This is a genomic window from Streptomyces sp. NBC_00704, from assembly GCF_036226605.1.
In the GTDB taxonomy this organism is placed as follows: Bacteria; Actinomycetota; Actinomycetes; order Streptomycetales; family Streptomycetaceae; genus Streptomyces.
Genome location: NZ_CP109000.1, coordinates 2,657,977 through 2,681,561, shown reverse-complemented (window position 1 = coordinate 2,681,561; position 23,585 = coordinate 2,657,977). Strand labels below are relative to the sequence as shown.

At 71.7% G+C, this 23,585-nt stretch carries 18 protein-coding genes and 2 tRNA genes; 17 read left to right on the top strand and 3 right to left on the bottom strand.

The window, feature by feature from the left end; translation table 11 throughout:
- The first annotated feature begins 16 nt into the window (after positions 1–16).
- The 4 genes from OG802_RS11780 to OG802_RS11765 all read left to right on the top strand — a co-directional run bounded on the left by OG802_RS11780 (position 17) and on the right by OG802_RS11765 (position 3,384).
- The gene (locus OG802_RS11780; protein ID WP_329409785.1) at positions 17–1,936 is read left to right on the top strand and encodes an LCP family protein; all 1,920 of its coding nucleotides are present in this window, start codon (positions 17–19) and stop codon (positions 1,934–1,936) included.
- 163 nt (positions 1,937–2,099) lie between these two features.
- On the top strand, positions 2,100–2,546 hold the full coding sequence (gene rsfS, locus OG802_RS11775; RefSeq protein WP_329409783.1) for a ribosome silencing factor: 447 nt from the start codon (positions 2,100–2,102) through the stop codon (positions 2,544–2,546).
- On the top strand, positions 2,543–3,217 hold the full coding sequence (locus tag OG802_RS11770) for a histidine phosphatase family protein (RefSeq protein ID WP_329409781.1): 675 nt from the start codon (positions 2,543–2,545) through the stop codon (positions 3,215–3,217). Before rsfS ends, OG802_RS11770 begins: the two co-directional genes overlap by 4 nt.
- Before the next feature lie 94 nt (positions 3,218–3,311).
- Positions 3,312–3,384, top strand: a tRNA-Ala gene (locus OG802_RS11765).
- Positions 3,385–3,488: 104 nt separating this feature from the next.
- On the opposite strand, the gene OG802_RS11760 is transcribed toward OG802_RS11765, so the two are convergent.
- Complete coding sequence (locus OG802_RS11760) at positions 3,489–4,316, bottom strand: helix-turn-helix transcriptional regulator (RefSeq protein WP_329417028.1); 828 nt, start codon at positions 4,314–4,316, stop codon at positions 3,489–3,491.
- A gap of 397 nt (positions 4,317–4,713) precedes the next feature.
- Here OG802_RS11760 and OG802_RS11755 point away from each other — a divergent pair, with 397 nt between their 5' ends.
- The 4 genes from OG802_RS11755 to OG802_RS11740 all read left to right on the top strand — a co-directional run bounded on the left by OG802_RS11755 (position 4,714) and on the right by OG802_RS11740 (position 6,816).
- The gene (locus OG802_RS11755) at positions 4,714–6,102 is read left to right on the top strand and encodes an MFS transporter (RefSeq protein WP_329409779.1); all 1,389 of its coding nucleotides are present in this window, start codon (positions 4,714–4,716) and stop codon (positions 6,100–6,102) included.
- Positions 6,103–6,171: 69 nt separating this feature from the next.
- Positions 6,172–6,345, top strand: a complete 174-nt coding sequence (locus tag OG802_RS11750; protein WP_329409777.1) for a hypothetical protein — start codon at positions 6,172–6,174, stop codon at positions 6,343–6,345.
- A gap of 3 nt (positions 6,346–6,348) precedes the next feature.
- A complete protein-coding gene (locus tag OG802_RS11745) occupies positions 6,349–6,582 on the top strand; it encodes a hypothetical protein (protein WP_003976229.1) in 234 nt (77 codons plus the stop codon).
- A gap of 161 nt (positions 6,583–6,743) precedes the next feature.
- Positions 6,744–6,816: transfer RNA gene (locus tag OG802_RS11740), tRNA-Ala, on the top strand.
- A gap of 160 nt (positions 6,817–6,976) precedes the next feature.
- Here OG802_RS11740 and OG802_RS11735 read toward each other — a convergent pair.
- Together OG802_RS11735 and OG802_RS11730 are read right to left on the bottom strand one after the other, a co-directional pair.
- A complete protein-coding gene (locus tag OG802_RS11735) occupies positions 6,977–8,587 on the bottom strand; it encodes an NADH-ubiquinone oxidoreductase-F iron-sulfur binding region domain-containing protein (RefSeq protein WP_329409775.1) in 1,611 nt (536 codons plus the stop codon).
- Positions 8,584–9,897, bottom strand: a complete 1,314-nt coding sequence (locus tag OG802_RS11730; RefSeq protein WP_329409773.1) for a cytochrome b/b6 domain-containing protein — start codon at positions 9,895–9,897, stop codon at positions 8,584–8,586. The genes OG802_RS11735 and OG802_RS11730 overlap by 4 nt, the downstream gene beginning before the upstream one ends.
- A 427-nt stretch (positions 9,898–10,324) precedes the next feature.
- On the opposite strand from OG802_RS11730, the gene leuS reads away from it, so the two are divergent.
- The 9 genes from leuS to OG802_RS11685 all read left to right on the top strand — a co-directional run bounded on the left by leuS (position 10,325) and on the right by OG802_RS11685 (position 23,519).
- Entirely contained in the window at positions 10,325–13,213 is a 2,889-nt protein-coding gene (gene leuS / locus OG802_RS11725; RefSeq protein ID WP_329409771.1) for a leucine--tRNA ligase, read from the top strand.
- 226 nt (positions 13,214–13,439) lie between these two features.
- Complete coding sequence (locus OG802_RS11720) at positions 13,440–14,225, top strand: hypothetical protein (RefSeq protein ID WP_329409769.1); 786 nt, start codon at positions 13,440–13,442, stop codon at positions 14,223–14,225.
- Between the two features lie 145 nt (positions 14,226–14,370).
- The gene (locus OG802_RS11715; RefSeq protein ID WP_329409767.1) at positions 14,371–15,216 is read left to right on the top strand and encodes a DegV family protein; all 846 of its coding nucleotides are present in this window, start codon (positions 14,371–14,373) and stop codon (positions 15,214–15,216) included.
- A 604-nt stretch (positions 15,217–15,820) separates the two neighbouring features.
- The gene (locus tag OG802_RS11710; RefSeq protein WP_443055221.1) at positions 15,821–16,975 is read left to right on the top strand and encodes a helix-hairpin-helix domain-containing protein; all 1,155 of its coding nucleotides are present in this window, start codon (positions 15,821–15,823) and stop codon (positions 16,973–16,975) included.
- Between the two features lie 209 nt (positions 16,976–17,184).
- Positions 17,185–19,899, top strand: a complete 2,715-nt coding sequence (locus OG802_RS11705) for a ComEC/Rec2 family competence protein (RefSeq protein WP_329409764.1) — start codon at positions 17,185–17,187, stop codon at positions 19,897–19,899.
- A 310-nt stretch (positions 19,900–20,209) separates the two neighbouring features.
- Positions 20,210–21,109 carry an arylamine N-acetyltransferase gene (locus tag OG802_RS11700; protein WP_329417026.1) on the top strand — a complete coding sequence of 300 codons (900 nt, stop codon included), beginning with the start codon at positions 20,210–20,212 and terminating at the stop codon, positions 21,107–21,109.
- 206 nt (positions 21,110–21,315) lie between these two features.
- Positions 21,316–21,561 carry a hypothetical protein gene (locus tag OG802_RS11695; RefSeq protein WP_329409762.1) on the top strand — a complete coding sequence of 82 codons (246 nt, stop codon included), beginning with the start codon at positions 21,316–21,318 and terminating at the stop codon, positions 21,559–21,561.
- A gap of 354 nt (positions 21,562–21,915) precedes the next feature.
- The gene (gene holA, locus OG802_RS11690; RefSeq protein WP_329409761.1) at positions 21,916–22,905 is read left to right on the top strand and encodes a DNA polymerase III subunit delta; all 990 of its coding nucleotides are present in this window, start codon (positions 21,916–21,918) and stop codon (positions 22,903–22,905) included.
- Between the two features lie 218 nt (positions 22,906–23,123).
- The gene (locus OG802_RS11685) at positions 23,124–23,519 is read left to right on the top strand and encodes a nuclear transport factor 2 family protein (protein ID WP_329409760.1); all 396 of its coding nucleotides are present in this window, start codon (positions 23,124–23,126) and stop codon (positions 23,517–23,519) included.
- Positions 23,520–23,585: the final 66 nt, after the last annotated feature.

Genomic DNA, 23,585 nt, shown 5'->3' with positions numbered 1-23,585 from the left:
GCCGAGAGGGGTACCGGTGAACGACCGATACGACGCGGGATACGGGGACGACCAGTACGAACTCGTCGGCTACGACGAGTACGGACAGCCCGTCTACCGCCCGATCCCGCAGGTCCCGCCCCGGCAGATGCCGCAACAGCCCTACGACGACGGCCGGCAGGGCCACCAGGGCTACCCCGGCTCGCAGGGCCGGCAGGGGGAGCAGCAGGGGTACGCGGGACAGGGGCAGCAGGGCCAACAGCCGTACGGCTACGACCCGTACGCCGCGGGCGGACCGCAGCAGACGCCCGCCCACGACCCCTACGGCTCCTACGAGACCGGTCGTCAGCCGGCCGCGTCCGGTTACGAGACGGGCCCGCAGGCCCCTGTCGGCTACGACCCGTACGGCGCCGCCACCCAAACCCCGTACAACCCCTACGGCCAGACCGCCGCCGGCGGTCAGCAGCCCCGGAGCGAGCAGCCCCGTACCGCCGGACAGACCGCGTACATCCCCCAGCAGGCCGGTCCCGCCGAGACCGGGTCCTTCGACACCGGCGCCTTCGCGACGGAGATCCCGGAGGCAGGGGAAACCGAAGCCGGGGCTTTCGACGCCGGTCGCGAAGCCGATGACCCGGCCCGGGCGCACGGAAGGGCCGACGCCCCCTCGGGGGACCAACCGGACTACCGCACCGAGCAGTTCGCGTTCGTCGAGGAGCAGGGCGGCGACTCCGAGGACGTCATCGACTGGCTCAACTTCACCGAGAACCGCACCGAGCGCCGCGAGGAGGCCAAGCGCCGTGCCCGCAGCCGCGTCGTGGCCCTCGCCGTGGTGCTGGCGCTGGTCGCCGTCGGCGGAGTGGGCTACCTCTGGTTCGCCGGCAAGCTGCCCGGCCTGTCGTCGTCCTCGGACCCGGACGCCAAGACCGCCACCGCCGGCGCGCAGAAGCGTGACGTGGTCGTCGTCCACCTGCACAACACCGGGGGCAGAGGCACCTCCACGGTGCTGCTCGTCGACAACGCCACGACCAAGCAGGCCACCACGGTCCTGCTGCCCAACTCCCTCGTCCTCACGAACGACGACGGCGCCACGACCACACTCGCCAAGTCCGTCGACGACGACGGCTCCGCCGGGACGCGCGAGGCGCTGGACACGGTGCTGGGCACCAGCATCCAGGGCACGTGGCGGCTCGACACCCCCTATCTGCAGAACCTCGTCGACCTCGTCGGCAACATCGAGATCGACACCGACGCGGCCGTGCCCGACCCGGCCGCCAAGAAGGGCCAGGCTCCGCTCGTCCCCAAGGGCGCAGACCGGCCCCTCAGCGGCAAGATGGCCGTCGCCTACGCCACCTACCGCGCCCCGGGGGAGCCCCAGAACGCCCAGTTGCAGCGGTTCGGCCAGGTCATGCAGGGCGTGCTGCGCAAGGTGTCCTCCGACGCGCAGGGCGCGACCGTCACCGTCCAGACGCTGGCCCAGATCCTCGATCCCTCCCTGACGGACAAGGACCTCGGCGCCTTCCTCGCCCGGCTGGCCGAACTCGCCAAGGGCGGCGACTACAAGACCGCCCTGCTCCCCGTCCAGAACGACGGCACCCTGAGCGCGGCGGCCAGCGCGAGCGTCGTCAAGGACGTCCTCGGCGGCACCGCGAAGAGCCCGGGCAAGGGCGCCGCCGTCAGCGTGTCCGTCCAGAACGCCGGCGGCGACAAGGCCGACACCGAGGACGCACGCGTGGTGCTCCTCAACGGCGGCTTCACCTTCCTGGACGCGGGCACCCCGTCCGGCACCCAGGCCGCCTCTCAGGTGCTGTACTCCGACCCCGCCGACAAGGAGAACGCCACCGAGGTCGCCAAGACCCTGGGCCTGGACGCCGGGGCCGTGAAGAAGGGCGCCGTCTCCGGGAACGCGGACGTGGCGGTCGTCCTGGGCGAGGACTACAAGCCCTCCGCGACCGGGTGAGCCGACCGACCGTCCCCCGGGTCCGCGTCCTGCGGGCCGGGGGAGAGGGCCGGGCGGGGGCCGGAGGCGGGCCCCTGTCCGCGCGGTCCGCTCATCGCGTGGGGTGGCGTCGGCGGTCCGTGAGACCCTTGGGGACAAGTGTCCGCCGACGGAAAGCCACGTAGTGACCGCCACCGACCGCTCCATCGAGCTCATCCAGACCGCCGCGCAGGCGGCCGCCGACAAGCTCGCGCACGACATCATCGCCTACGACGTCAGCGACGTGCTGTCGATCACGGACGCCTTCCTGCTGGCCTCCGCCCCCAACGACCGCCAGGTCAAGTCGATCGTCGACGAGATCGAGGAGCGACTCCAGAAGGAACTCGGCGTCAAGCCGGTGCGCCGTGAGGGCGACCGCGACGCCCGCTGGATCCTGCTCGACTACGTCGACATCGTCGTCCACGTCCAGCACAGCGAGGAGCGCGTCTTCTACGCCCTCGAGCGCCTGTGGAAGGACTGCCCCGAGCTGGAGCTGCCCGCCGACGCCCAGGCGACCCGCGGCAAGGCCCAGGAGCACGCCGAGCTGCAGGCCGAGGAGGACGCCGACGCCGGATTCGGGGACCTGCGGTGACTGCCCCCACCCGGAGCGCCGCGTCCCGCGAGTCGGGGCGCGGCCGTCGCGTCATCCTCTGGCGGCACGGGCAGACCGCCTGGAACGTGGAGCGCCGCTTTCAGGGCACGACCGACGTCGCCCTGACCGAGACCGGCGTGGCGCAGGCCCGCCGCTCCGCCCGGCTGCTGGCCTCCCTCCAGCCCGACGCGATCGTCGCCTCGGACCTGTCCCGCGCCGCGAACACGGCCGCCGAGCTGGCCGCGCTCACCGGGCTCGCCGTCACCCACGACGAGGCCCTGCGCGAGACGTACGCGGGTTCCTGGCAGGGGCTGACGCACGAGGAGATCATCGCCCGCCACGGTGCGCAGTACACCGCGTGGAAGCGCGGTGAGCCGGTCCGCCGCGGCGGCGGCGAACTGGAGACCGAGGTGGCCGACCGCGCCGCCCCGGTCGTGCTGCGGCACGCCGAGAAGCTGCCCGAGGACGGCACGCTCGTCGTCGTCAGCCACGGCGGCACGATCCGCACCACGATCGGCCGCCTCCTCGGCCTGGAGGCGCACAACTGGGAGAGCCTCGGCGGCCTCTCCAACTGCTGCTGGTCGGTCCTCGGCGAGGGCGCGCGCGGCTGGCGTCTGCTGGAGCACAACGCCGGCACCCTCCCCGAGCCGGTGCTCGGCGACGACGACTGAGCGGCCGCTCGGCCTGCGGGGGCCGGATTTCACTTTCCGGCAGGTCGCAGGCTAAAGTTCTTCTTGTTCGCACCGCGGAGCGGGAAGAACGCAAGGGGCTATAGCTCAGTTGGTAGAGCGCCTGCATGGCATGCAGGAGGTCAGGAGTTCAATTCTCCTTAGCTCCACAGATCGATTAGGTTCCATCAGTCGATGGACACTCTGTTGAGTTGTCAAAGATCGCTGGAGTCGGTGAGAGCCGGTCGAGACCGGTTCACGAAGATCCCGTCCCTCAGGGGGCGGGATTTTTTGTCGTCTCCCTCCGCAGCAGGGCCGTGCGGCGGGCCGTCTCCTCGTCGTCCGGCGTGTAGACGACGATCCGGCACTCCGGCATCCCGTCGATCGACAGTGACGTGGACGTCATCCGCAGCTCGCCCACCGTCCCGTGCCGGAAGGCCTTCACGCGTCGGCCCGGCTCCGCCACGTCACCGGAGGCCCAGAGCTGCGCGAAAGGGGGACTGGCCTGGGCCAGCTCGGCTATGAAGTCCTCCCACGCGGGCTCGCCCGCATGCAGCCCGTACGACGCCCGCAGGGTAGCCACCATCATCCGCAGCTCACGGTCCCGGAAGAGCAGCGGGCAGTCCTCCTCCGGCACGGTGAACAGCCGCCACATGGCGTTCGCCGGCACCCGGGCGGCCGCCCCGGCCGTCGGAGCGATGAACAGGTCGCGGTAGACGGCGTTGGCGGCCAGGATGTCGTAACGCGAGTTGTAGACGACCGCAGGGCGGGGCGCCAGGGCGTCGATGATGCCCTGGATCTCCGCACCCACGCTCTGCACCAGCGCCTCGGGAGGAGACGCGAAGGGAACCTCCGCAAGGTGGTACAGATGCTCCCGCTCCGGCGGGTCGAGGCGCAGGGTGCGTGCCACGGCGTCCAGCACCTGCGCGGAGGCGTTGATCGGCCGCCCCTGCTCCAGCCACGTGTACCAGGTGACGCCCACCCCCGAGAGCTGGGCGACCTCCTCGCGCCGCAGTCCCGGTGTGCGCCGCCGCAGACCGGGCGGCATCCCGACGTCGCCCGGTGTCACGCGGGCGCGCCTGCCGCGCAGGAAGGCGGCCAGCTCGGGCCTGCGGCGATGTGCCCGGCCCGCACCGGGCGGGTGCCCGGTCTCTTCCCCCGCTCCGGCCGCCGCCCTCGGCCTCCCGGCGGTCCTCGCCTCCGGGCCTGCCCACGCCCCCGGCGCCACGATGCGCGGCGTCACGCTTCCCGCCGTGCCGTTCCCCGTCGTCACGTTCCCCACGTCCCCCATGGTCGATCCCCCGTCCGGCGTCTGCCAGGTGCTGTCAGTACCAGCATCGGCGGGCTCTCGGCACCCGTACCGGATCGTCGTCACGCTCGACGGCATGACGACGACTTCCGGGACGAGCCCGGTCCCCGCACCCGTTCCACCCGTTTCACGTCCTGTCGCCAGTAAAGCCCCCGGCACTGACAATCGGCCCCGGCGGTTGCTGGCGGTCGTGCTGGCAGCTCAGTTCATGGCACTGCTGGACGTCTTCATCGTGAACGTCGCGGCCCCCACGATCGGTTCCGACCTGAACGCCTCCGGCGCGGACCTGCAACTGGTCGTCGCCGGCTATGCCATCACCTACTCCGTGCTGCTGATCACCGGCGCGCGCCTCGGCGACCGGTTCGGGCACGGCCGGGTTCACCTCGTCGGGCTCGCGCTGTTCACCGCGGCGTCGCTGGCCTGCGGACTGGCCCGGGGGAGCGCCGAGCTGATCGTGTTCCGGCTGGTGCAGGGCGCCGGGTCGGCGGTGATGATCCCGCAGGTGCTCAGCCTGATCCAGCGCACGTTCACGGGCGAGGCCCGGGTGCGGGCGCTGGGCGTCTACTCGGCGGTGATCGCCGTCGGCGCGGCGGCCGGGCAGGTGGTGGGCGGCGTGCTGGTCAGCGCCGACCTGCTGGGCGCGGGCTGGCGGCCGGTGTTCCTCGTCAACGTGCCCGTGGGCCTCGTCCTGCTGGCCGTCGGCAGGCGCGTTCTGCCGCGGGGCGGGGGCGTGGGGCGGGACGCGGCGGGGCGAGCGGCGCGCGAGGGGGCGCGCGGGTCGGACTGGCCCGGTCTCGTGCTCCTGGGCGCGGCCGTGTCGCTGGTCACGGTGCCGCTGGTGCTCGGGCAGGACGAGGGCTGGCCGTGGTGGTCCTGGCTGTCGCTGGCCGTCGGCGCGCTCGTGTTCGTCGCCTTCTGCGGTTACGAGGTGCGGCTGGCCCGGCGCGGCGGTTCCCCGTTGATCGCGCCGCGGGTGCTGCGGCACCCGGGGATGGGCCTGGCCGTGCTGCGCGTCATGGCCGTGATGGCGGTCAACGGCGGCTTCCTCTTCGTTCTGACGCTGCATGTCCAGGGCGGCCTCGGCTACAGCGCGCTGCGCGCCGGTCTCACGTTCGCGCCGACCGCGGTCGTCTTCGGGGTGGTCGGGCTGACCTGGCGCAGGTGGCCCGAACCCTGGCGGCGGTCGCCGGCCACGGTCGGGTTCGTGCTCACCGCACTGTCGGTGACCGGTGTGGGTCTGGCCTTCAAGGGCGGTGACCACGGGGGCGCGTGGCTGTTCGTCGCGTACGCCGGCGTGGGCGCCGGACTCGCGCTCGCCTTCAGCCCGACGCTGACCGGGGCGCTGGCCGCGGTGCGGCCCGAGGACGCGGCGGACGCCAGCGGACTGCTCGCCACGGTGACCCAGCTGGGGCAGCTGATCGGCGTGGCGGTCTTCGGAACACTGTTCTTCAACCGGCTTGAGTCACTTGGGGCCCCGGCGGCGTATACCTCTGCGGAAGCGCTTCTCACATGCATGTTCGCGCTCGCTACGACAGCAGTCCTCGGTGCCGTGTCCGGACTGGTACTGAGGCGTCGCTGACCGTATTGCTCCGGCCGTGGCAGAATCAAACGGCCGGAAGGGGGCGCGGCCCGACGGGAGGGAGTAGCGATGCCTGCGAGCATCCTCGGAGAGGTCGGCCATCTCTCCGAAGCGGCGTTGACACCGGACAAGGCCACCCGGCTCAGCTGCCCCTCCTGCGGTTCCGGTCATGTGGCCCTGGTGCTCGGTGACAACGGCGGGACTTCCTACGTGTGCACGGCCTGCGGCCACAGCTGGAGCTGATCGATGGGTGCACACAGGCGAAAGTGCGACTGGTGCGGCAGCGGCACCCCGATCGTCCGTGACATGGAGCCGGTCAACCCCGACTACCAGTACTGGTGCGAGGAATGCGCGCGGGCGCTGATCATAAAGGGCGACCCGATCGAGACGTACCGGGAACTGGAGGGCGAGCCGATCTACGGGCGTCTCCTGGAGGAGCACTGCACGCTCAAGCGGTTCTATTCGTTCGTCACCGCCTGACGGCCTTCGACGGGAACCCGCGCCGCAAAGCGGTTGTATGGGGCGAAATCGGGCAGGGCGGAAACGATTTGGTGCTCCACCGGTCGTACCGGTAATGTTGGCGTCGCCGCCGGGGAAACCGGGCGGCACGGTCGATGAGCGGCTTCGCCGTTCGACCATGAGGGGCTATAGCTCAGTTGGTAGAGCGCCTGCATGGCATGCAGGAGGTCAGGAGTTCAATTCTCCTTAGCTCCACAGCAGATCCCGCCGGATCGGATGCGATCCGGCGGGATCTTTCTTGTGTTCACGGGTCGTTGGCACGCGCGTGTGGGGGCCGCCTGTCGTCAGGCGGCCCCCACACGCGCGTGTCCCTCGTTCCTTGCCCCAGCTCTTCGCCGTGGCGGGGGTGTACGGCTCAGCGGCCCAGGGCGCGGCGGCCGCGGCCCTGGGAGAGGACCGGGAGGTTGCGGGCCGGCGCCTGCGCGCGCGTGTCCTCCTCGATGCGCAGGGCCAGCGCCGGGCAGCGACGCACCGCGCGTAGAGCTTTGGCCTCGGCGTACTGCGGCACCTTGGCCTGGGCCACCGTCGGGAAGCCGTCCGCGCCGAGCTGGAAGACCTCCGGGAGGATGTCGGCGCACAGGCCGTGCCCGCGGCACAGCGTCCAGTCCACGAAGATCTTCTGGCGGCTGGAGCCGCTCTCCTCCTGCGCGTTGCCGCTCGTGATGCCCGCCGGGGCCATGCCGGCCTCGAAGAGCGGCAGAACGCCCTCCACGGGCCGTCCGCAGCCGTTGCCGAGGACATGCGCGGCCAAGTCGTCGGTGAACGCCTTGATGGTCGACTCGAGGAACATCGCGGAACCGTCCGGATGCGAGCAGGCTCCGCGTCGCTTGACGTTCTTGGCGACCTGCTTGAGCGCCTCCAGGGCGGCCGGACCGCCTCCGTTGAGGATGTCCTCCATCCCGCGCGCGGCGGCGGGCAGACCCAGGTAGCAGGGACCGCACTGGCCCGCGCTCTCGTCGGCCAGCCACTGGGCCACGCGCAGCGACTCGCCCAGGGGGCAGGTCTCCTGGCTGATCGGCAGGATCGCGCCGGCGCCGAGCGCCCCGCCCACCGCATCCAGGGAGTTGCGGGAGACGATCGCCTCGTTGACCGTAGCCGCGTCGATCCACTTGCCGTGGTACCCGCCGGTCAGCACGCCCTGGGGCACCGGCGGGGCGCCGGCGAGCTGCAGCACGTAACGCAGCGGGACGCCGGTGGGGACCTCGATCACCATCGGGCGGGCGACGGCGCCGGAGACCGTCAGCATGACGGTGCCCGGCTCGTCGTACAGGCCGGTGTTGCCGTAGCGCTCGGGGCCGATGCGGGCGGCGATGGCCAGCTGCGCGAACGTCTCGGCGTTGGACAGCAGCGTCGGCGCGCCCCCGACGCCGTTCTGCGAGGCGCTGACCTTGCGGCCGGGCGGGATCGGCGGGCCGCCGTCGATGGAGCGGATCAGCGACGCCGCGGCGCCGGTGACCATGCGGATGGGGTTGCGCTGGACGAATGCCTTGAGCGCCGATCTGCGGCCGTTGCTGAGGCCGCGTTCGGCGAGGGCGGCCTCCATGGACCGCTGGGTGGATTCGCGGGTGACCCCCACCACGAGCGTGCGGGCTCCCAGTGCCTCCGCGACCAGCAGCGCGCCGTCCAGGATGAGATGCGGGGCACGGTTGATCAGCACCGTGTCCTTGCGGCAGGCCGGTTCGTCCTCGCTGCCGTTGACGACGACGACCGGGCGGACGCCGCGCTTGATCGCGGCCTCGGCGACCGAGCGCAGCTTCTTGTGGAAGGGGAAGCCCGCGCCGCCGCGGCCCTTCAGGTTGATGTTCTCGGAGAGCTTCGCGAGGGCCTCTCCGCCCAGGGGTTCGAGCGGCCCGTGCACCTTGAGGTGCATGGGCAGATCCAGTCGTTCGACAAGGTCGAAGCCCGACGTGAGCTGCGGAAGGCCGACCACGCGGACTTCTGGGACGTCGGGCAGGGCCTCGTTCACCTATAGCCTCCGGAAGGCGTGTTCCAAGGTTCGCCCGAACCCGGAGCGTCGAAGGACGCGCCGGGCGATGGTTCACTGGCGGGACCGCTGTTGTACGTGTCGTTCTGGTTGTACGCGCCGTAGGCCTGATTCGTCTCACCGGTGTCGTACACGTCACGTGAGCCGTATCCGCCGGCGCCCGAATTGCCATAGACCGGGATGTTGAATCCCGTGTCCTGGAGGGGGTCGTAGGCGGACGGCGGGGCCTCGCCGACCGGCGGCGGGGACGGAATCGGCCAACTGCCCGAGGTGCTGCCGCCGTTGTCGGCCCGCGGGATCGCCTCCGTGGCCTGCTGCAGGTCGAACGGCATGCCCATGCGTGCCGTCTGGTCGGCCACGTAGGGCTGCTGCTGACCGCGCGGCGGCGTGTTGACGGCGCGGTAGGCGGCCGCGAAGCCGTTGGCGGGCTCCGGGGTGGCGGGGGTGTCGTACATGGGCGACGCCGGCGGGGACATGCGCGTGGAGCTCATGGTGTCGGTCAGCGGCGAGCGGCCGGAGCGGCCCTCGTAGCCGGGCAGCGAGGACGACCCGGTCTCCGCCACGCGCGCGCGTGAGGCCTCGAGGCCGTCCATCTCGTAGCGGTCCTGCGTCCCCAGGAGGCCGGTGATGCGGTCGGCGACCTTGCGCTTGAACGGGCGCGGCGCGGCGCGCAGCGCGAGGGCGGCCATGACGCCCACCAGGCAGAGCTCGTAGGAGATCATGAAGAACGGCTTGGCCGCGCGGCCCGCGTACAGGCCGTGGATCAGGGCCGCGCACAGTGCCGGGTAGGCCAGCATGTGCATCGCCCGCCAGCGGGCGGCGACCTCGGCCGGTGCGGCGAACTGGTTGCGCAGTGCGCCGGTGATGCCCACGAAGATCATGAGGAGTGCGGCCAGGGAGCCGAGGCCGATGAGCCCGGCGCTGCCCTTGACGCCCAGGCTGAAGGGGATCAGCGCGGCGATCAGGACGGTGTGCTCCAGGGCCAGCTTGACGGTGATGTGCACCACGAGGAACGCGATGGAGCCCACGGCGGTCACGCGGTGGATGCCCTGGGCGAGGATCCGCTGACGCGTGTTGAGGATGAGCCGGTCCTGGGCGACGAGGCCCCAGATGACCGAGCAGGTCAGGCATACCAGCGACAGGACGCCCGCACCGAAGTTGAGGAAGGCCTGCACCTGGTCGCCGCCGACCAGCACGACCACGGGTATGAGGACCAGGACGACAGCCGTCGCCAACCCGTAGGCCGACCGGCCGGGCTTGGGGAGCGAGCTGTGACTAGGACGAGGGTTCATGGGGGCAACTCCGAGCAGTTTCGGGAAAGCGGTCCCGCTGCCGAACTCTAAGTGGCTCCATACCGATGGGTACGAGGTTTGAGTTATTGCGTTGTTATGAAACGACAATGTGGCTGGTGTGATGTCCTATAGCGGCTGTTACGCGAAGTAACCATTGGCCTTGGTTCAGCTCCGACCCCCCGTTCTCGCCTCCTCAACGTTGTCGCGACCATGCATACGTAAGTTCGTCGCAGCCTGCTCAAGGCCTGCGGTACCCTAACGCCATGCGTGCTGTACGCCTTCTGCTTAGCGAGCCGCGCTGATCAGTCCCGACCGCCGGTGAACGGACGGTTCGGAATCGGCGCGGCGTCCCCTCCTGTGCGAGGGGATTTTTCGTTTCCTGGACGACAACCCGCTGGCAGAGACGATCGATGGAGCTTTGAGGACCATGAGCGAGACGAACCCCGCTGCCGCCGCTGTCCCGGCAGAGGCCGCGCCGCACCGCTACACGGCTGCCATGGCCGCCGAGATCGAGGCACGCTGGCAGGACTTCTGGGACGCGGAAGGCACCTACGCGGCGCCGAACCCCGAGGGCGACCTGGCCGGCGACCCCGAGCTGGTCGCCCGGCCCAAGAAGTTCATCATGGACATGTTCCCGTATCCCTCCGGTGCGGGCCTGCACGTCGGCCACCCCCTGGGTTACATCGCGACCGACGTCTTCGCGCGCTTCCAGCGCATGACCGGCCACAACGTGCTGCACACCCTGGGCTTCGACGCCTTCGGCCTGCCCGCCGAGCAGTACGCCGTGCAGACCGGCACGCACCCGCGTGTGTCCACCGAAGCCAACATCGAGAACATGAAGGCCCAGCTGCGCCGGCTGGGCCTGGGCCACGACAAGCGCCGGTCGTTCGCCACGATCGACCCGGACTACTACAAGTGGACCCAGTGGATCTTCCTGCAGATCTTCAACTCCTGGTACGACACCGACGCGGACAAGGCACGCCCGATCGCCGACCTGGTCGCCCAGTTCGAGTCCGGTGAGCGCGCCGTACCGGGGCACACACGCGCGTGGGCCGAGCTGACCGCCGCCGAGCGCGCCGACGTCCTGAGCGACTTCCGCCTGGCCTACGCCTCCGACGCGCCGGTCAACTGGTGCCCCGGCCTGGGAACCGTCCTGGCCAACGAGGAGGTCACCGCCGACGGCCGTTCCGAGCGCGGCAACTTCCCCGTCTTCAAGGCCAAGCTGCGCCAGTGGAACATGCGCATCACCGCCTACGCGGACCGCCTGCTGGACGACCTGGACGCCCTGGACTGGCCCGAGGCGATCAAGCTGCAGCAGCGCAACTGGATCGGCCGCTCCGAAGGCGCCCGCGTCGACTTCCCCGTGGACGGCGAGCGGATCACCGTCTTCACCACCCGCCCGGACACCCTGTTCGGCGCGACCTACATGGTGCTGGCCCCCGAGCACCCGCTGGCCGACAAGTTCACCCCGGACGCCTGGCCCGAGGGCACCCACGACGTGTGGACCGGCGGTCACGCGACCCCGGCCGAGGCCGTCGCCGCGTACCGCGCGCAGGCCGCCTCCAAGTCCGACGTCGAGCGCCAGGCCGAGGCCAAGGACAAGACCGGCGTCTTCACCGGCGTGTACGCGACCAACCCGGTCAACGGCCAGAAGGTCCCCGTCTTCATCGCCGACTACGTCCTGATGGGCTACGGCACCGGCGCGATCATGGCCGTCCCGGCGCACGACACGCGTGACTTCGCGTTCGCGCGCGCCTTCGAGCTGCCGATCACCTGCGTGGTCGAGCCGACCGACGGCCGCAGCACCGACACCTCCACCTGGGACGACGCCTTCGCCTCCTACGACGCGAAGATCGTCAACTCCGCCCACGACGACATCGCCCTGGACGGCCTGGGCGTCGTCGAGGCCAAGGCGCGCATCACGCAGTGGCTGGAGCGCAAGGGCATCGGCGAGGGCACCGTCAACTTCCGGCTGCGCGACTGGCTGTTCAGCCGCCAGCGCTACTGGGGCGAGCCCTTCCCGATCGTCTACGACGAGGACGGCGTCGCCCACCCGCTGCCCGAGTCGATGCTGCCCCTGGAGCTGCCGGAGGTCGAGGACTACTCGCCGCGCACCTTCGACCCGGACGACGCGAACACCTCCCCGGAGACACCGCTGTCGCGCAACGAGGACTGGGTGAACGTCACCCTGGACCTGGGCTACGGCCCCAGGAAGTACCGCCGCGAGACCAACACCATGCCCAACTGGGCCGGCTCCTGCTGGTACGAACTGCGCTACCTGGACCCGCACAACAGCGAGAAGCTGGTCGACCCGGAGATCGAGCAGTACTGGATGGGCCCGCGCGAAGGACAGCCCCACGGCGGCGTCGACCTGTACGTCGGCGGGGCCGAGCACGCCGTGCTGCACCTGCTGTACGCGCGCTTCTGGTCGAAGGTCCTGTTCGACCTGGGGCACGTCTCCTCGGTGGAGCCGTTCCACAAGCTGTTCAACCAGGGCATGATCCAGGCCTACGTCTACCGCGACGCCCGCGGCATCGCGGTACCCGCCGCCGAGGTGGAGGAGCGCGACGGCGCCTACTACTACCAGGGCGAGAAGGTCTCCCGGCTGCTGGGCAAGATGGGCAAGTCCCTGAAGAACGCGGTCACCCCCGACGAGATCTGCGCCGAGTACGGCGCCGACACCCTGCGCCTGTACGAGATGGCCATGGGCCCGCTGGACGTCTCACGCCCGTGGGACACCCGCGCGGTCGTCGGCCAGTACCGGCTGCTGCAGCGGCTGTGGCGCAACGTCGTCGACGAGACCACCGGCGAGGTGAGCGTGGTCGACGTCGCGGACGCCGACATCGACGTGGACACCCTGCGGGCGCTGCACAAGGCGATCGACGGCGTGCGCCAGGACCTGGAGGGCCTGCGCTTCAACACCGCCATCGCCAAGATCACCGAGCTGAACAACCACCTGACCAAGGCGGGCGGGCCGGTGCCGCGCACGGTCGCCGAGGACCTGGTGCTGCTGGTCGCGCCGCTGGCCCCGCACATCGCCGAGGAGCTGTGGCGCCGCCTGGGCCACACCGACTCGGTGGTCCACCAGGACCTGCCGGTCGCCGACCCCGCGTACGTCGTGGACGAGAGCGTGACCTGCGTCGTGCAGATCAAGGGCAAGGTCAAGGCGCGCCTGGAGGTCTCCCCGGCCATCTCCGACGAGGAACTGGAGAAGGCCGCGCTGGCCGACGAGGCCGTCGTGAAGGCGCTGGGCGGGGCCGGCATCCGCAAGGTGATCGTGCGCGCGCCGAAGCTGGTGAACATCGTCCCCGCCTGAGACGGACGGCCGCGGCTCGGAGGCCCGCCCGCCGGGACTCGCGAGTGCCGGCCCGATCCGGGGTCTCAGGTGCTCGAGGCCTGAGATGTCCCAGGCCCCCTAGGAGATACGTGCGGGCGGGTTCGGGTTCCTCTGGAACTCCGGGCCTGCCCGTCTCGTTTACCGTTTGAAGTGCGGCGCGTCCTCGGAGCGCCGGACGAGACCTGGCGGGCCGAAGGAGGAGCTGGTGGAAGCAGTGATCACGATCGTCGCCCTGCTCTTCGTGCTCTTCGTGGCGCTCGGCGTCTACGCCACGGTGAAGGTCGTCGGCGCCGCCAAGCGAGGCGTCGACCGCACCATCACCCAGGCCCGTCGCACGGTCGAGGACCACACCCTGCGAGCCAAGTCCTTCGCACAACTCGGGCCGGCCGGCGAGATCGCCCAGCTGCGGCTCACACTGCGCACTTCCATGCGGGCCACGCAGGACGCCCTGCACGCGGGGGTCGCCGAGGACGAGTCGCTCAGAGAGTCCCTCGGCCTGTTCCAGCGGCTCAGTGCGCACGGGCACGAACTGGACGCCGAACTCAAACGCCTGGAGTCCGAGCCGGACCGGGCCGCACTCGCCCAGCGCCTTCCCTCCTTGCGGGAGCGCACCGAGCGCATCACGACGTCCGCGGACTCACTGCGCTGGGCGGCCCGCGACCGAGCCCGCCGCTTCGCCGAGGACGATCTCGACTTCCTCAGCACCCAGATAGACGTCGAGGCGGGCGCCCTGCGGCACTGGACCACATCGGATCCCTCCCCGGGCCGGCCCGCCTCCCGGACGGCGCCCACCACACCGCCGACCCCACCGCCGTCCTCGTCGCCGTGGCCTGAGGCGCCCGCCGCCGACGGGACGGCGCAGGGACAGACCTGGCCCGAGACTCCCGGTGCGCGCACCGCGCAGGAACCCACCCGGCCAGCCATCACCCCCGCGGCGCCGCGCCCCTCCTACCCCTGGCAGAAGAAGCCGCGCCCCGAGAGCACCACATGACTCGCCCCGAGAGCACCATCTGACGAAGGCTGCGCGGACGCGGGGTTTCGGGGTTGCCAGGTGTGGCATTTGATTCGGTCAAGGGCGGTCCGGCTGCCAGGGGCCGGGCTGCCGCACGGAGGCTACGCCAGGTAACCTCCAGGTCATGTCCCGCCATGTCGCCATCGTCACGGATTCAACGGCCTATCTGCCGCAGCGGACGATGGAGCGCCACGGCATCACCTCGGTGCCGCTGACCGTCGTCCTCGGCGACCAGGCCCTTGAAGAGGGCAGCGAGATCTCCACCCGATCCCTCGCCCAGGCCCTGCAGAAGCGACGCCCCGTCACCACCTCACGCCCCAGCCCTCAGGTCTTCGCCGAGACCTACCGCAAGGTCGCCGAGTCCGGGGCCACCGGCATCGTCTCCCTCCACCTCTCCGCCGAGTTGTCCGGCACCTACGACGCGGCCGTCGTCGCGGCGCGTGAGGCGCCCGTACCGGTGCGAGTGGTGGACACGGGCATGGTCGCGATGGCGCTCGGCTTCTGCGCGCTCGCGGCCGCGGAGACCGCCGAGTCGGGCGGCACCGTCGACGAAGCAGTCACGGCTGCCGAGAAACGGGCAGCCGGCACCTCCGCCTACTTCTACGTCGACACCCTCGATTACCTGCGCCGCGGTGGCCGAATCGGCACCGCCCAAGCCTTGTTGGGCTCCGCGCTCGCCGTGAAGCCGCTGCTCCAGCTGGCGGGAGGCCGCATCGACCTTCTGGAGAAGGTGCGCACGGCGTCGAAGGCGATCGCCCGCCTGGAGGAGATCGCCGCTGACCGGGCCGGCAGCGCGCCGGTCGACATCGCCGTCCACCATCTCGCCGCTCCCGACCGGGCATCCGCGCTCGCGGACCATCTGCGATCTCGCGTGCCCGGACTCGTCGACCTGCACGTGAGCGAGGTCGGAGCGGTGATCGGGGCGCACACCGGACCAGGGCTGCTGGGCGTCGTGGTCTCCCCGAAGTAGGGCCCTCCCCACCCGCGCGGGTGGTCGAGTTATCCACAACCCATCGGTTTTCCCCGGAAAACGAGCAAGATCACCGCGGTTCGGTGAAGTGTCCGATCCTCGACGCATGGCACTTCGATCACGCTCACGCGACACGAACGCGACCAGCGGCCCCGGCCGGCCTCCCGGCTCCGACGGCCGCTCCCCACGACGCCGTTCACCAGGCGGCGGCCGAGGCGGACACCGGCACGGCCAGGCGTCGGCGGAGGAAAACCTGCGCCGCGCGGAGGCGCTGTTCGCCGAACGGGCCCGCAGGCAACGGGACATCAGGCAACAGGAGATGGCGAGGGGCACGCCGACGGGTGGGATTGGCGGTGGCGTGAGTGGCAGTGGCAGTGGTGATGGCTGGGACGGGGGCGGTGGAAGCAGCGGGGGAGGTGGCGGAAACGGCGGAGGTGGAAGCGGCGGCGGCGGTGGAAGCGGAGCCGACGAGGGAAGCGTCGGTGTGGGTGTGGGTGTGGGTGCGGCTGTGGGGCCGGGCGAGGGCACGGACTCGGGTCTGGGTTCGGCGTTGCCGGGGGTGGGGCGAGGGCCGGGGCGCGGGCTGAGTACCGGGGCAGGACCGGTGCCGGGCGAGGGTTCGGGGCTGGGGCTGGGGCTGGGGCTGGGGGCAGGGCCGGGCGTGGTCGTGGGCTCGGGTGGATGGTGGCACCGGGGGGCGCGCGCGGGCGCTCAGGCGGCCGAGGCGGATGCGGATGCCGAGGTGCACGAGGACGAGGTGCGCCAGGACGAGGGGGAAGACAGGGGAGAGGGCGAAGGCGGAGCCGTCGCGGGCGGTTCCGGTTCCGGTTCCAGTTCCGGGGCCGGTGCTCTGGCCGGTGCTCGCGTTCGTGCCGGTGCCAGTGCTGTAGTCGGTACCGGTACGGCGCTCTACGCCGGTGCCGCTGTTCACGCCAGTGACGCGCTGCACGCCGACACGGCTCTTGGCGCTGAGGGTCATGTTCGCGGCGGTCGTCCGGCTGCCCGTGGGGTGGCCGTGTGGCGGGAGCGGGCGGGGCTTGCTCTACGGGAGCGGATGCCAGTGTGGTTGCAGACGCGCTGTGGGCTGGAACGCAGGAGCCTGCTCGCGCTCACGGTCGTGTTGGTGACCGCCGCCGCGTTCGCCTTTCAGCACTTCTGGGTCGGCCGGGCCCAGCAGGTCCGGGCGCCGGAGGTGGTGCGGGCGGCGGCTCCTTATGAGGCGGGTCGGCGGAACCCGTCGGCCGAGTCACCGGGTAGCACGGGATCACCGGTCCCCGGCGGCACGGCCGGGGCCGGGGCTGGGGCTGGGGCTGGGGCCGAGATCGTGGTGGACGTCAGCGGCAAGGTTCGGAAGCCCGGCATCCATCGTCTTCCCGCAGGTTCACGGGTGGTCGATGCGCTGAGCGCGGCCGGTGGTGTTCGGCCGGGAGCCGACACCGACGGGCTCAACAGGGCGCGCTTCCTCGTCGACGGAGAACAAGTCGTCGTAGGAGTACCGGTCCCGCCCGGAGGCACCGGGGCGGGGGTCGGAGTCGGGGCGGGTCCGGCGGCTGGGGCGGGACCCGCGGCTCCCGTCTCCCTCAACACGGCAACCGTGGAGCAGCTCGACACCCTGCCCGGTGTGGGGCCCGTGCTCGCGCAGCACATCGTCGACTACCGCGCCCAGCACGGAGGCTTCCGGTCGGTGGACGAGCTGCGCGAGGTCAACGGTATCGGCGAGCGACGCTTCGCCGACCTGCGAAATCTCGTGCGGCCATGAGGCGCGAGCACCGCGAGAGCGGCGAGAGGGGCGGCAACCGCGGCAACCGCGGCAACCGTGGGAGTGGCGAGGACGGCGAGCGCACGGTAGGAGGGCTGGGCAGGGCAGGAGGGCTGGGCAGTGCAGGGGGTATGGGCCTGCGCAGAGGAGGGCGGGCTGCCTCGGACGGTCATGTGCGGGCGGCGCGCGGCCCAGGCGTCCGTCGGTCGGTGCACGCTGCCTCCGGCAAGCGGCTGGGTGACGCCCACCCGCGGCTGGAGGGTCCGCTGGATCTACGGCTCGTGCCGCCCGCGCTGGCGGCCTGGGCGACGGCGGCGTCGACGCTGGGTGCGTCTGCGGAGCTGGTCGGTGGCCTCGTGGTCGTCTGCCTGCTGAGCGCCGGCGTCCTGCTGCTGGTCGGTCGGCGGCGGGCAGCAGAGGATGACGGGCACCGCGACGGGTCCGGCCGGGCGAATCGATCGGGGGAGCCCACTGCCAGTGGCAGGAGGGCCTGGCCCCTGGTCACGGTCGCCGCCTCGCTGCTGTGTGTGGCAGCGGCTGCCGCGTCGGCCGGGCTGCACGGCGCCGACCTGCGGCGGGGGCCGGTGCCTGCACTGGCACGGGAGTACGCCACCGTCACCGCAGAGGTGGAGATCACTTCCGATCCCCGGCGAGCCCGGCCGAGAGTCAAAGGCGATCACCTGACTCCCGATTCCGTTCTGGTCGAGGCGGAGGTGCGCAGAGTCGAGGGGCCGACGCGTACGACGGTGGCGACTCGGGCACCGGTGCTGGTGATCGTGGACGTCCGATCGGACCGGGGTCGGTGGGGGCGGAGGGCGGGGCTCGACGTAAGGGCGAGCTTCGACGGAAGGGCCAGGTTCGATAGAAAAGCAGGGTTCGACGGAAAGGCAGGGTTCGACGGAAGGGAGGGAGCCGGAGGCGGGGACATGCGGGGTGACCGGGGCCGGGGCCGGGGCGATGGCGTCGAGAACATCGGGGAGAGCGCCGGGGCAGCGTGGCTGAAGCTGCTGCCGTCGACCCGAGTGCGGGTGACCGGGCGGCTGGCCCTTCCGTTGGCCGGAGGCGACCGGATCGCGGCGGTCCTGCGGGTGCGCGAGCACGCCGAGCCGATGACGGTGGGGGAGCCCACAGCCGTGCAGCGGCTGGCGGGCCGGCTCCGGGCGGGACTGCGGGCGGCCACCGACGGACTGCCGACGGATACGCGGGCGTTGCTTCCTGGGCTGGTGGTCGGGGACACCTCGCGCATCACACCCGAGCTGGACGAGGCCTTCAAGGCCACGGATCTGACCCACACCCTGGCCGTCTCCGGAAGCAATCTCACGATCATTCTCGCGTTGCTGCTCGGCCCGCCGACCCTGGCGCAGCAGGTCGAGCGACGCGGCCTGGCGCCGCGGCTGGGTGTGTCCCTGCGGACGACCGCGCTGCTGGGCGGGGCGCTCACGCTCGGGTTCGTGGTCGTGTGCCGTCCCGACCCCAGCGTGCTGCGCGCCGCGGCCTGCGGAGCGATCGTGCTGGTCGCGCTCGCGACCGGCCGCCGCAGATCCCTCGTCCCGGCGCTGGCGACGGCGGTTCTGCTGCTGGTGCTCTACGACCCCTGGCTGGCCCGCAGCTACGGGTTCCTGCTGTCGGTCCTGGCCACCGGGGCGCTGTTGACCCTGGCGCCGAGGTGGAGCGCCTCCCTGCGGCGGCGCCGGGTGCCGCCGCGGCTCGCGGAGGCGCTGGCGGCGGCAGGAGCGGCCCAGGCCGTGTGCGCGCCGGTCGTCGCGGTGCTGTCGGCGCGGGTGAGTCTGGTGGCGGTGCCCTGCAATCTGCTGGTGGAGTTCGCGGTCGCGCCGGCCACGGTCCTGGGCTTCGCCGTGCTGGCGACCGCGCCCGTGGCGATGCCGGTGGCCAAGACGCTGGCCTGGTTCGCGAGTTGGCCGGCCGGTTGGATCGCCGGTGTGGCACGGACCGGGGCGGCGCTGCCCGGCGCGGGCGTGGACTGGCCGGGGAGCTGGGCCGGGGCCCTGTTGCTCGCACTCGTCACGGCGGTGGCGGTGATGCTCGGGCGGCGGCTGCTGGGACACCCGTGGCTGTGCGGGCTCTGCGGGGCGCTGCTGCTGCTCGTGGTGGTGCAGCCGCCGCCGCTGACGAGGGTGCTCACGGGATGGCCGCCGCCGGGCTGGCGACTCGCGATGTGCGACGTCGGGCAAGGGGACGCGACCGTCCTCGCGGCCGGGGGAGGAACCGGCGTGGTGGTGGACGCCGGATCCGACCCCAGGCTGGTCGACCAGTGTCTGCGCACGTTGGGCGTCACCCGGGTGCCTCTCGTCGTGCTCACCCACTTCCACGCCGACCATGTGGCCGGGCTGCCGGGGGTGCTGCGTGGACGGGCGGTGGGGGCGATCGAGACGACGGGCTTCGAGGAGCCCCGGGAACAGGTGGAGTTCGTGCAGAAGGAGGCGCGGGCCCGGAACGTGCCCGTGGTGCGGGCCACGGCGGGGGAGCGACGCAGGGTCGGTGCTCTCAGCTGGGATGTGCTCTGGCCGCCATCGGGACCGGTGCCGGAACCGGAGGGGCCGAACGACGCGAGCGTGACGCTGCTCGTGCGTTCGGCGGGCCTGCGGATGCTGCTGCTCGGGGATCTGGAACCCCCGGCCCAGCGGGCACTGTCGCGATCACCGGCGGCCGCGCTGGTGCGTGGAGTCGATGTGCTCAAGGTGGCCCATCATGGCTCGGCCTACCAGGACCCCGACCTCATACGGACGGTCGCGCCACGGCTGGCGCTGATCTCATGCGGCGAAGAGAACCCGTACGGTCACCCGGCGCCCGCCACGGTGGCGGCGCTGCGTGCGGGAGGCGCGGTCGTCATGCGGACGGACCGCGACGGGGCGCTGGCCGTCGTCACGGATGAGGACGGGGGCATTCGGGTGGCGCGAGACTGAGGGCATGGATCCCGCAAAGGCCCACCGAGACGCCCGCGACGTTCGCGAGCCTTCCGCCCGCCGTTCCCCGGCTGCCCAGCCGCCCGCCGCCGAGTCCAAGGTCGAGACCCACGCCGACACCGAGTCCGAGGGCCAGGTCGACGCGGACGCCGGTTCCGGTGCCGCACCCGCATCCGCATCCGGTTCCGGTCCCGGTCCCGGTGCCGCATCCGCCACCGGTGTCGGTGTCGGTGTCGGTTCCGGCTCGGGTTTCGGTCCGGGGCAGCCGGAGGAGTGTCGTCTCGAAGGGCGTTCGGGGCTCGACGCTCGTCTGGTCGATGCCTACCTGCGACGCCTCGGGTTCGATGCGCCCCGCTCTGCCTCCGGCTCCGTTGCAGGCGGTTCCGGTTCCGGGTTCGGTTCCGGAGGCAACCCCGTTCTTCCTGCACCCACGCTCGAACTGCTGCGTGAGCTGCACCTGCGGCATCTGCGGGCCGTGCCGTTCGAGAACCTGTCGGTGCATCTCGGCGACGAGATCGTGCTGGAGGAGAGGAGGTTGGTGGAGAAGGTCGTCCAGGGGCGCAGGGGAGGGTTCTGCTACGAGTTGAACGGGGCGTTCGGGGCGCTGCTCGGGGCGCTGGGGTTCGAGGTCACGCTCCTGGCGGCACGGGTGTACGGGGAGGAGGGACGGCTCGGCATTCCCTACGACCACCTCGCGCTGCTGGTGAGGACGGCGGACGCGGGGGAGTGGCTGGCGGACGTCGGGTTCGGGGCGCACAGTCACCACCCGCTGGACTGGGGACGGAGGGATGAACAGCCGGATCCTGGCGGGGTCTTCAGGATCGTCGAGGCCGGGCCGTATCCGACGGGGGCCGGGAGCGGAGCCGGTTCGGCGGCGGTGCGGGATCTCGACGTGGTGGTGAACGGCGCGCCGGTGTACCGACTGGAGACGCGGCCGCGGGCGTTGCGGGACTTCGTGGCGGGAGCCTGGTGGCACAGCTCGTCGCCGGAGTCGCATTTCACGAGGTCGCTGATCTGCTCCCGTCTCACCGAGGACGGGGGGAGGATCACGCTCAGCGGGCGTCGGCTGAAGGAGACGGCCGCCGACGGCACGAGTCGGGAGAGCGAACTGTCCAAGGACGAGGAGGTGCTGGAGGCGTATCGCGAGCGGTTCGGGATCACGCTGGAGCAGGTGCCCAGGGTGCGGGAGGCGCCCGTGCGGCAGCGGTGATCGCTTGCGGCAGCGGTGAACGGCACACGGCCTACGCTGGACGGCGGACGGCGGACGGCACACAGGAGGCGGGAGGCGTCGCGGGCCAAGGGCTGGGTGCCGACGGGGGTCGGAATCCGAGGTTCGGGTGGCGCCCGGACTTGTCCGCCGCGGGGTTTTCCGGACCCGAGGCTCGGTACTCCGCGCACATGTCGGAAGATGGCCGTGTGAGTGACGTGCGACATGTGCTGGTGCTGCCCGATCGCGAGGCGGCGGAAGCGGTGGCCCAGGCGCTCGGGGAGCGGTTCGGGGTGAGCGAGGAGCCGCGGATCGTCCGGGACGCCCTGGCCGGCGAGGACGACGCGGAGGACGCGCAGTGGCTCGTCCTGCTGCACGACGAGGAAGAGCGGCTCGACGTGTCGGCGCTGGACGGATTCGCGGCGGAGTGGGAAGGGTGGCGCGAGGATCCGTAGGCCCGCTCGACGGCTCACTCGCGGTGCTGCCTCCCAGCATCCGCGCCATGCCCATGCCCATGCCCGCCCCTCCCGCGCCGCACCCGTACTGCCCCGCCCGCACCGTGCCCGTGCCGCCCGCACCATGCCCATGCCCGCCCCTCCCGCACCGTGCCCGTGGTCGCCCCGCCCCGCACACTGCCCCTGCCCGCGCCGCGCCCGCCCTTCCGGGAGCAGGGCTGGGGCCCGGCTGAAGTTGGGCTGTGGCCGGGCGCGCGGGGCTTCACGCGTCGGTGTCGGTGTCGGTGTTCGGCGTCGTGGGGTGCGGAGGCGGTGGGCGGTGCGTTGTCAGTGCGGCGTGGGATGCTTTCGGGGATGGCCAGGAAGACTGCGAACGACGACCCTCTCGCCTCGGTGACGCTTGCCGTGGGCCAGGAGGACCTGCTGCTCGACCGTGCCGTGCGGGAGGTGGTGGCCGCCGCCAGGGCCGCCGACGCCGACACGGACGTACGGGATCTGAGTTCGGACCAGTTGCAGCCCGGGACCCTGGCCGAGCTGACGAGCCCGTCGCTCTTCGCGGAGCGCAAGGTCGTGGTCGTGCGCAACGCGCAGGATCTTTCCGCGGACACGATCAAGGACGTCAAGGCGTATCTGGGGGCGCCCGCCGAGGAGATCACGCTCGTGCTGCTGCACGCGGGAGGAGCCAAGGGAAAGGGCCTGCTGGACGCGGCGCGCAAGGCGGGCGCACGTGAGGTGGCCTGCCCGAAGATGACCAAGCCGGCGGACCGGCTGGCCTTCGTCCGGCAGGAGTTCCGGGCGACCGGGCGGTCGGCCACGCCCGAGGCGTGCCAGGCGCTGGTCGACGCGATCGGCAGCGACCTGCGGGAGCTGGCGTCGGCCGTGTCCCAGCTGGTCGCCGACGTCGAGGGGACCATCGACGAGGCCGTGGTCGGCCGGTACTACACCGGGCGGGCGGAGGCGTCGAGCTTCACCGTCGCCGACCGGGCGGTGGAGGGGCGGGCCGCCGAGGCGTTGGAGGCGCTGCGCTGGTCGCTGGCCACGGGCGTGGCGCCCGTGCTGATCACCAGCGCGCTCGCTCAGGGCGTGCGGGCCATCGGCAAGCTGTCGTCCGCGCGCGGCGGTCGCCCGGCCGACCTCGCGCGTGAACTCGGCATGCCGCCCTGGAAGATCGACCGGGTCCGGCAGCAGATGCGCGGCTGGACGCCGGACGGGGTGGCCGTCGCACTGCGCGCGGTCGCCGAGGCCGACGCCGGGGTGAAGGGCGGCGGCGACGATCCCGCGTACGCCCTGGAGAAGGCGGTCGTGACCATCGCCCGAGCCGCCCGCTCCGGCGGCCGCGGCTAGGGCGCGTGCCAGCCGTCGCCCGGCAGACGGCCCTCCCTCACCGCCCGCTGGAACGGGGCTAGTACGGTCTAGCCCTTTTTCGCGGTCATCGGTGCCCCGGTGAGGCCACCCCACCTCCCCTCGGCCCCGTGCTGATCCACTGGCCCTTCCTCCCCGGGGGAGGAGAATCGGAGCTACCAGCCGCATGTCGCCGGTGTATGCGAAAGGTGGCGATCGACATGGCTGAACACCCGCACGCGGACCTGATCCGCAGGGGTTACGACGCCTTCTCCCGCGGGGACATGGACGCCCTGCGCGGGATGATGACGGGGGACTGCACGCATCACGTGCCCGGGTCCCACCCGCTCTCGGGAGACTTCAAGGGCCTCGACGCGATCACCGACATGTACGGCAGGCTCTTCTCGGAGACGGCCGGGACGATGCGCGTCGAGTTGCGCAGGGTGTTCGTCGACGGCCGGGGGCACGCCGTGGCGATGCACCGCTCCACCGCCGACCGCAAGGGCAGGCACCTGGAGGAGGACGGCTGCATCGTCTTCCGGATCGTCGGCGACAAGATCACGGATCTCGACGAGTGCGTGCGGGACATGGACGTGAGCAACGACTTCTGGTCGTGACGTCCGTCCCTGTCGAACTCCGTGTCGAACTCCCTGTCGTGTCATCGTCCGGGGCCTGCCGAACTC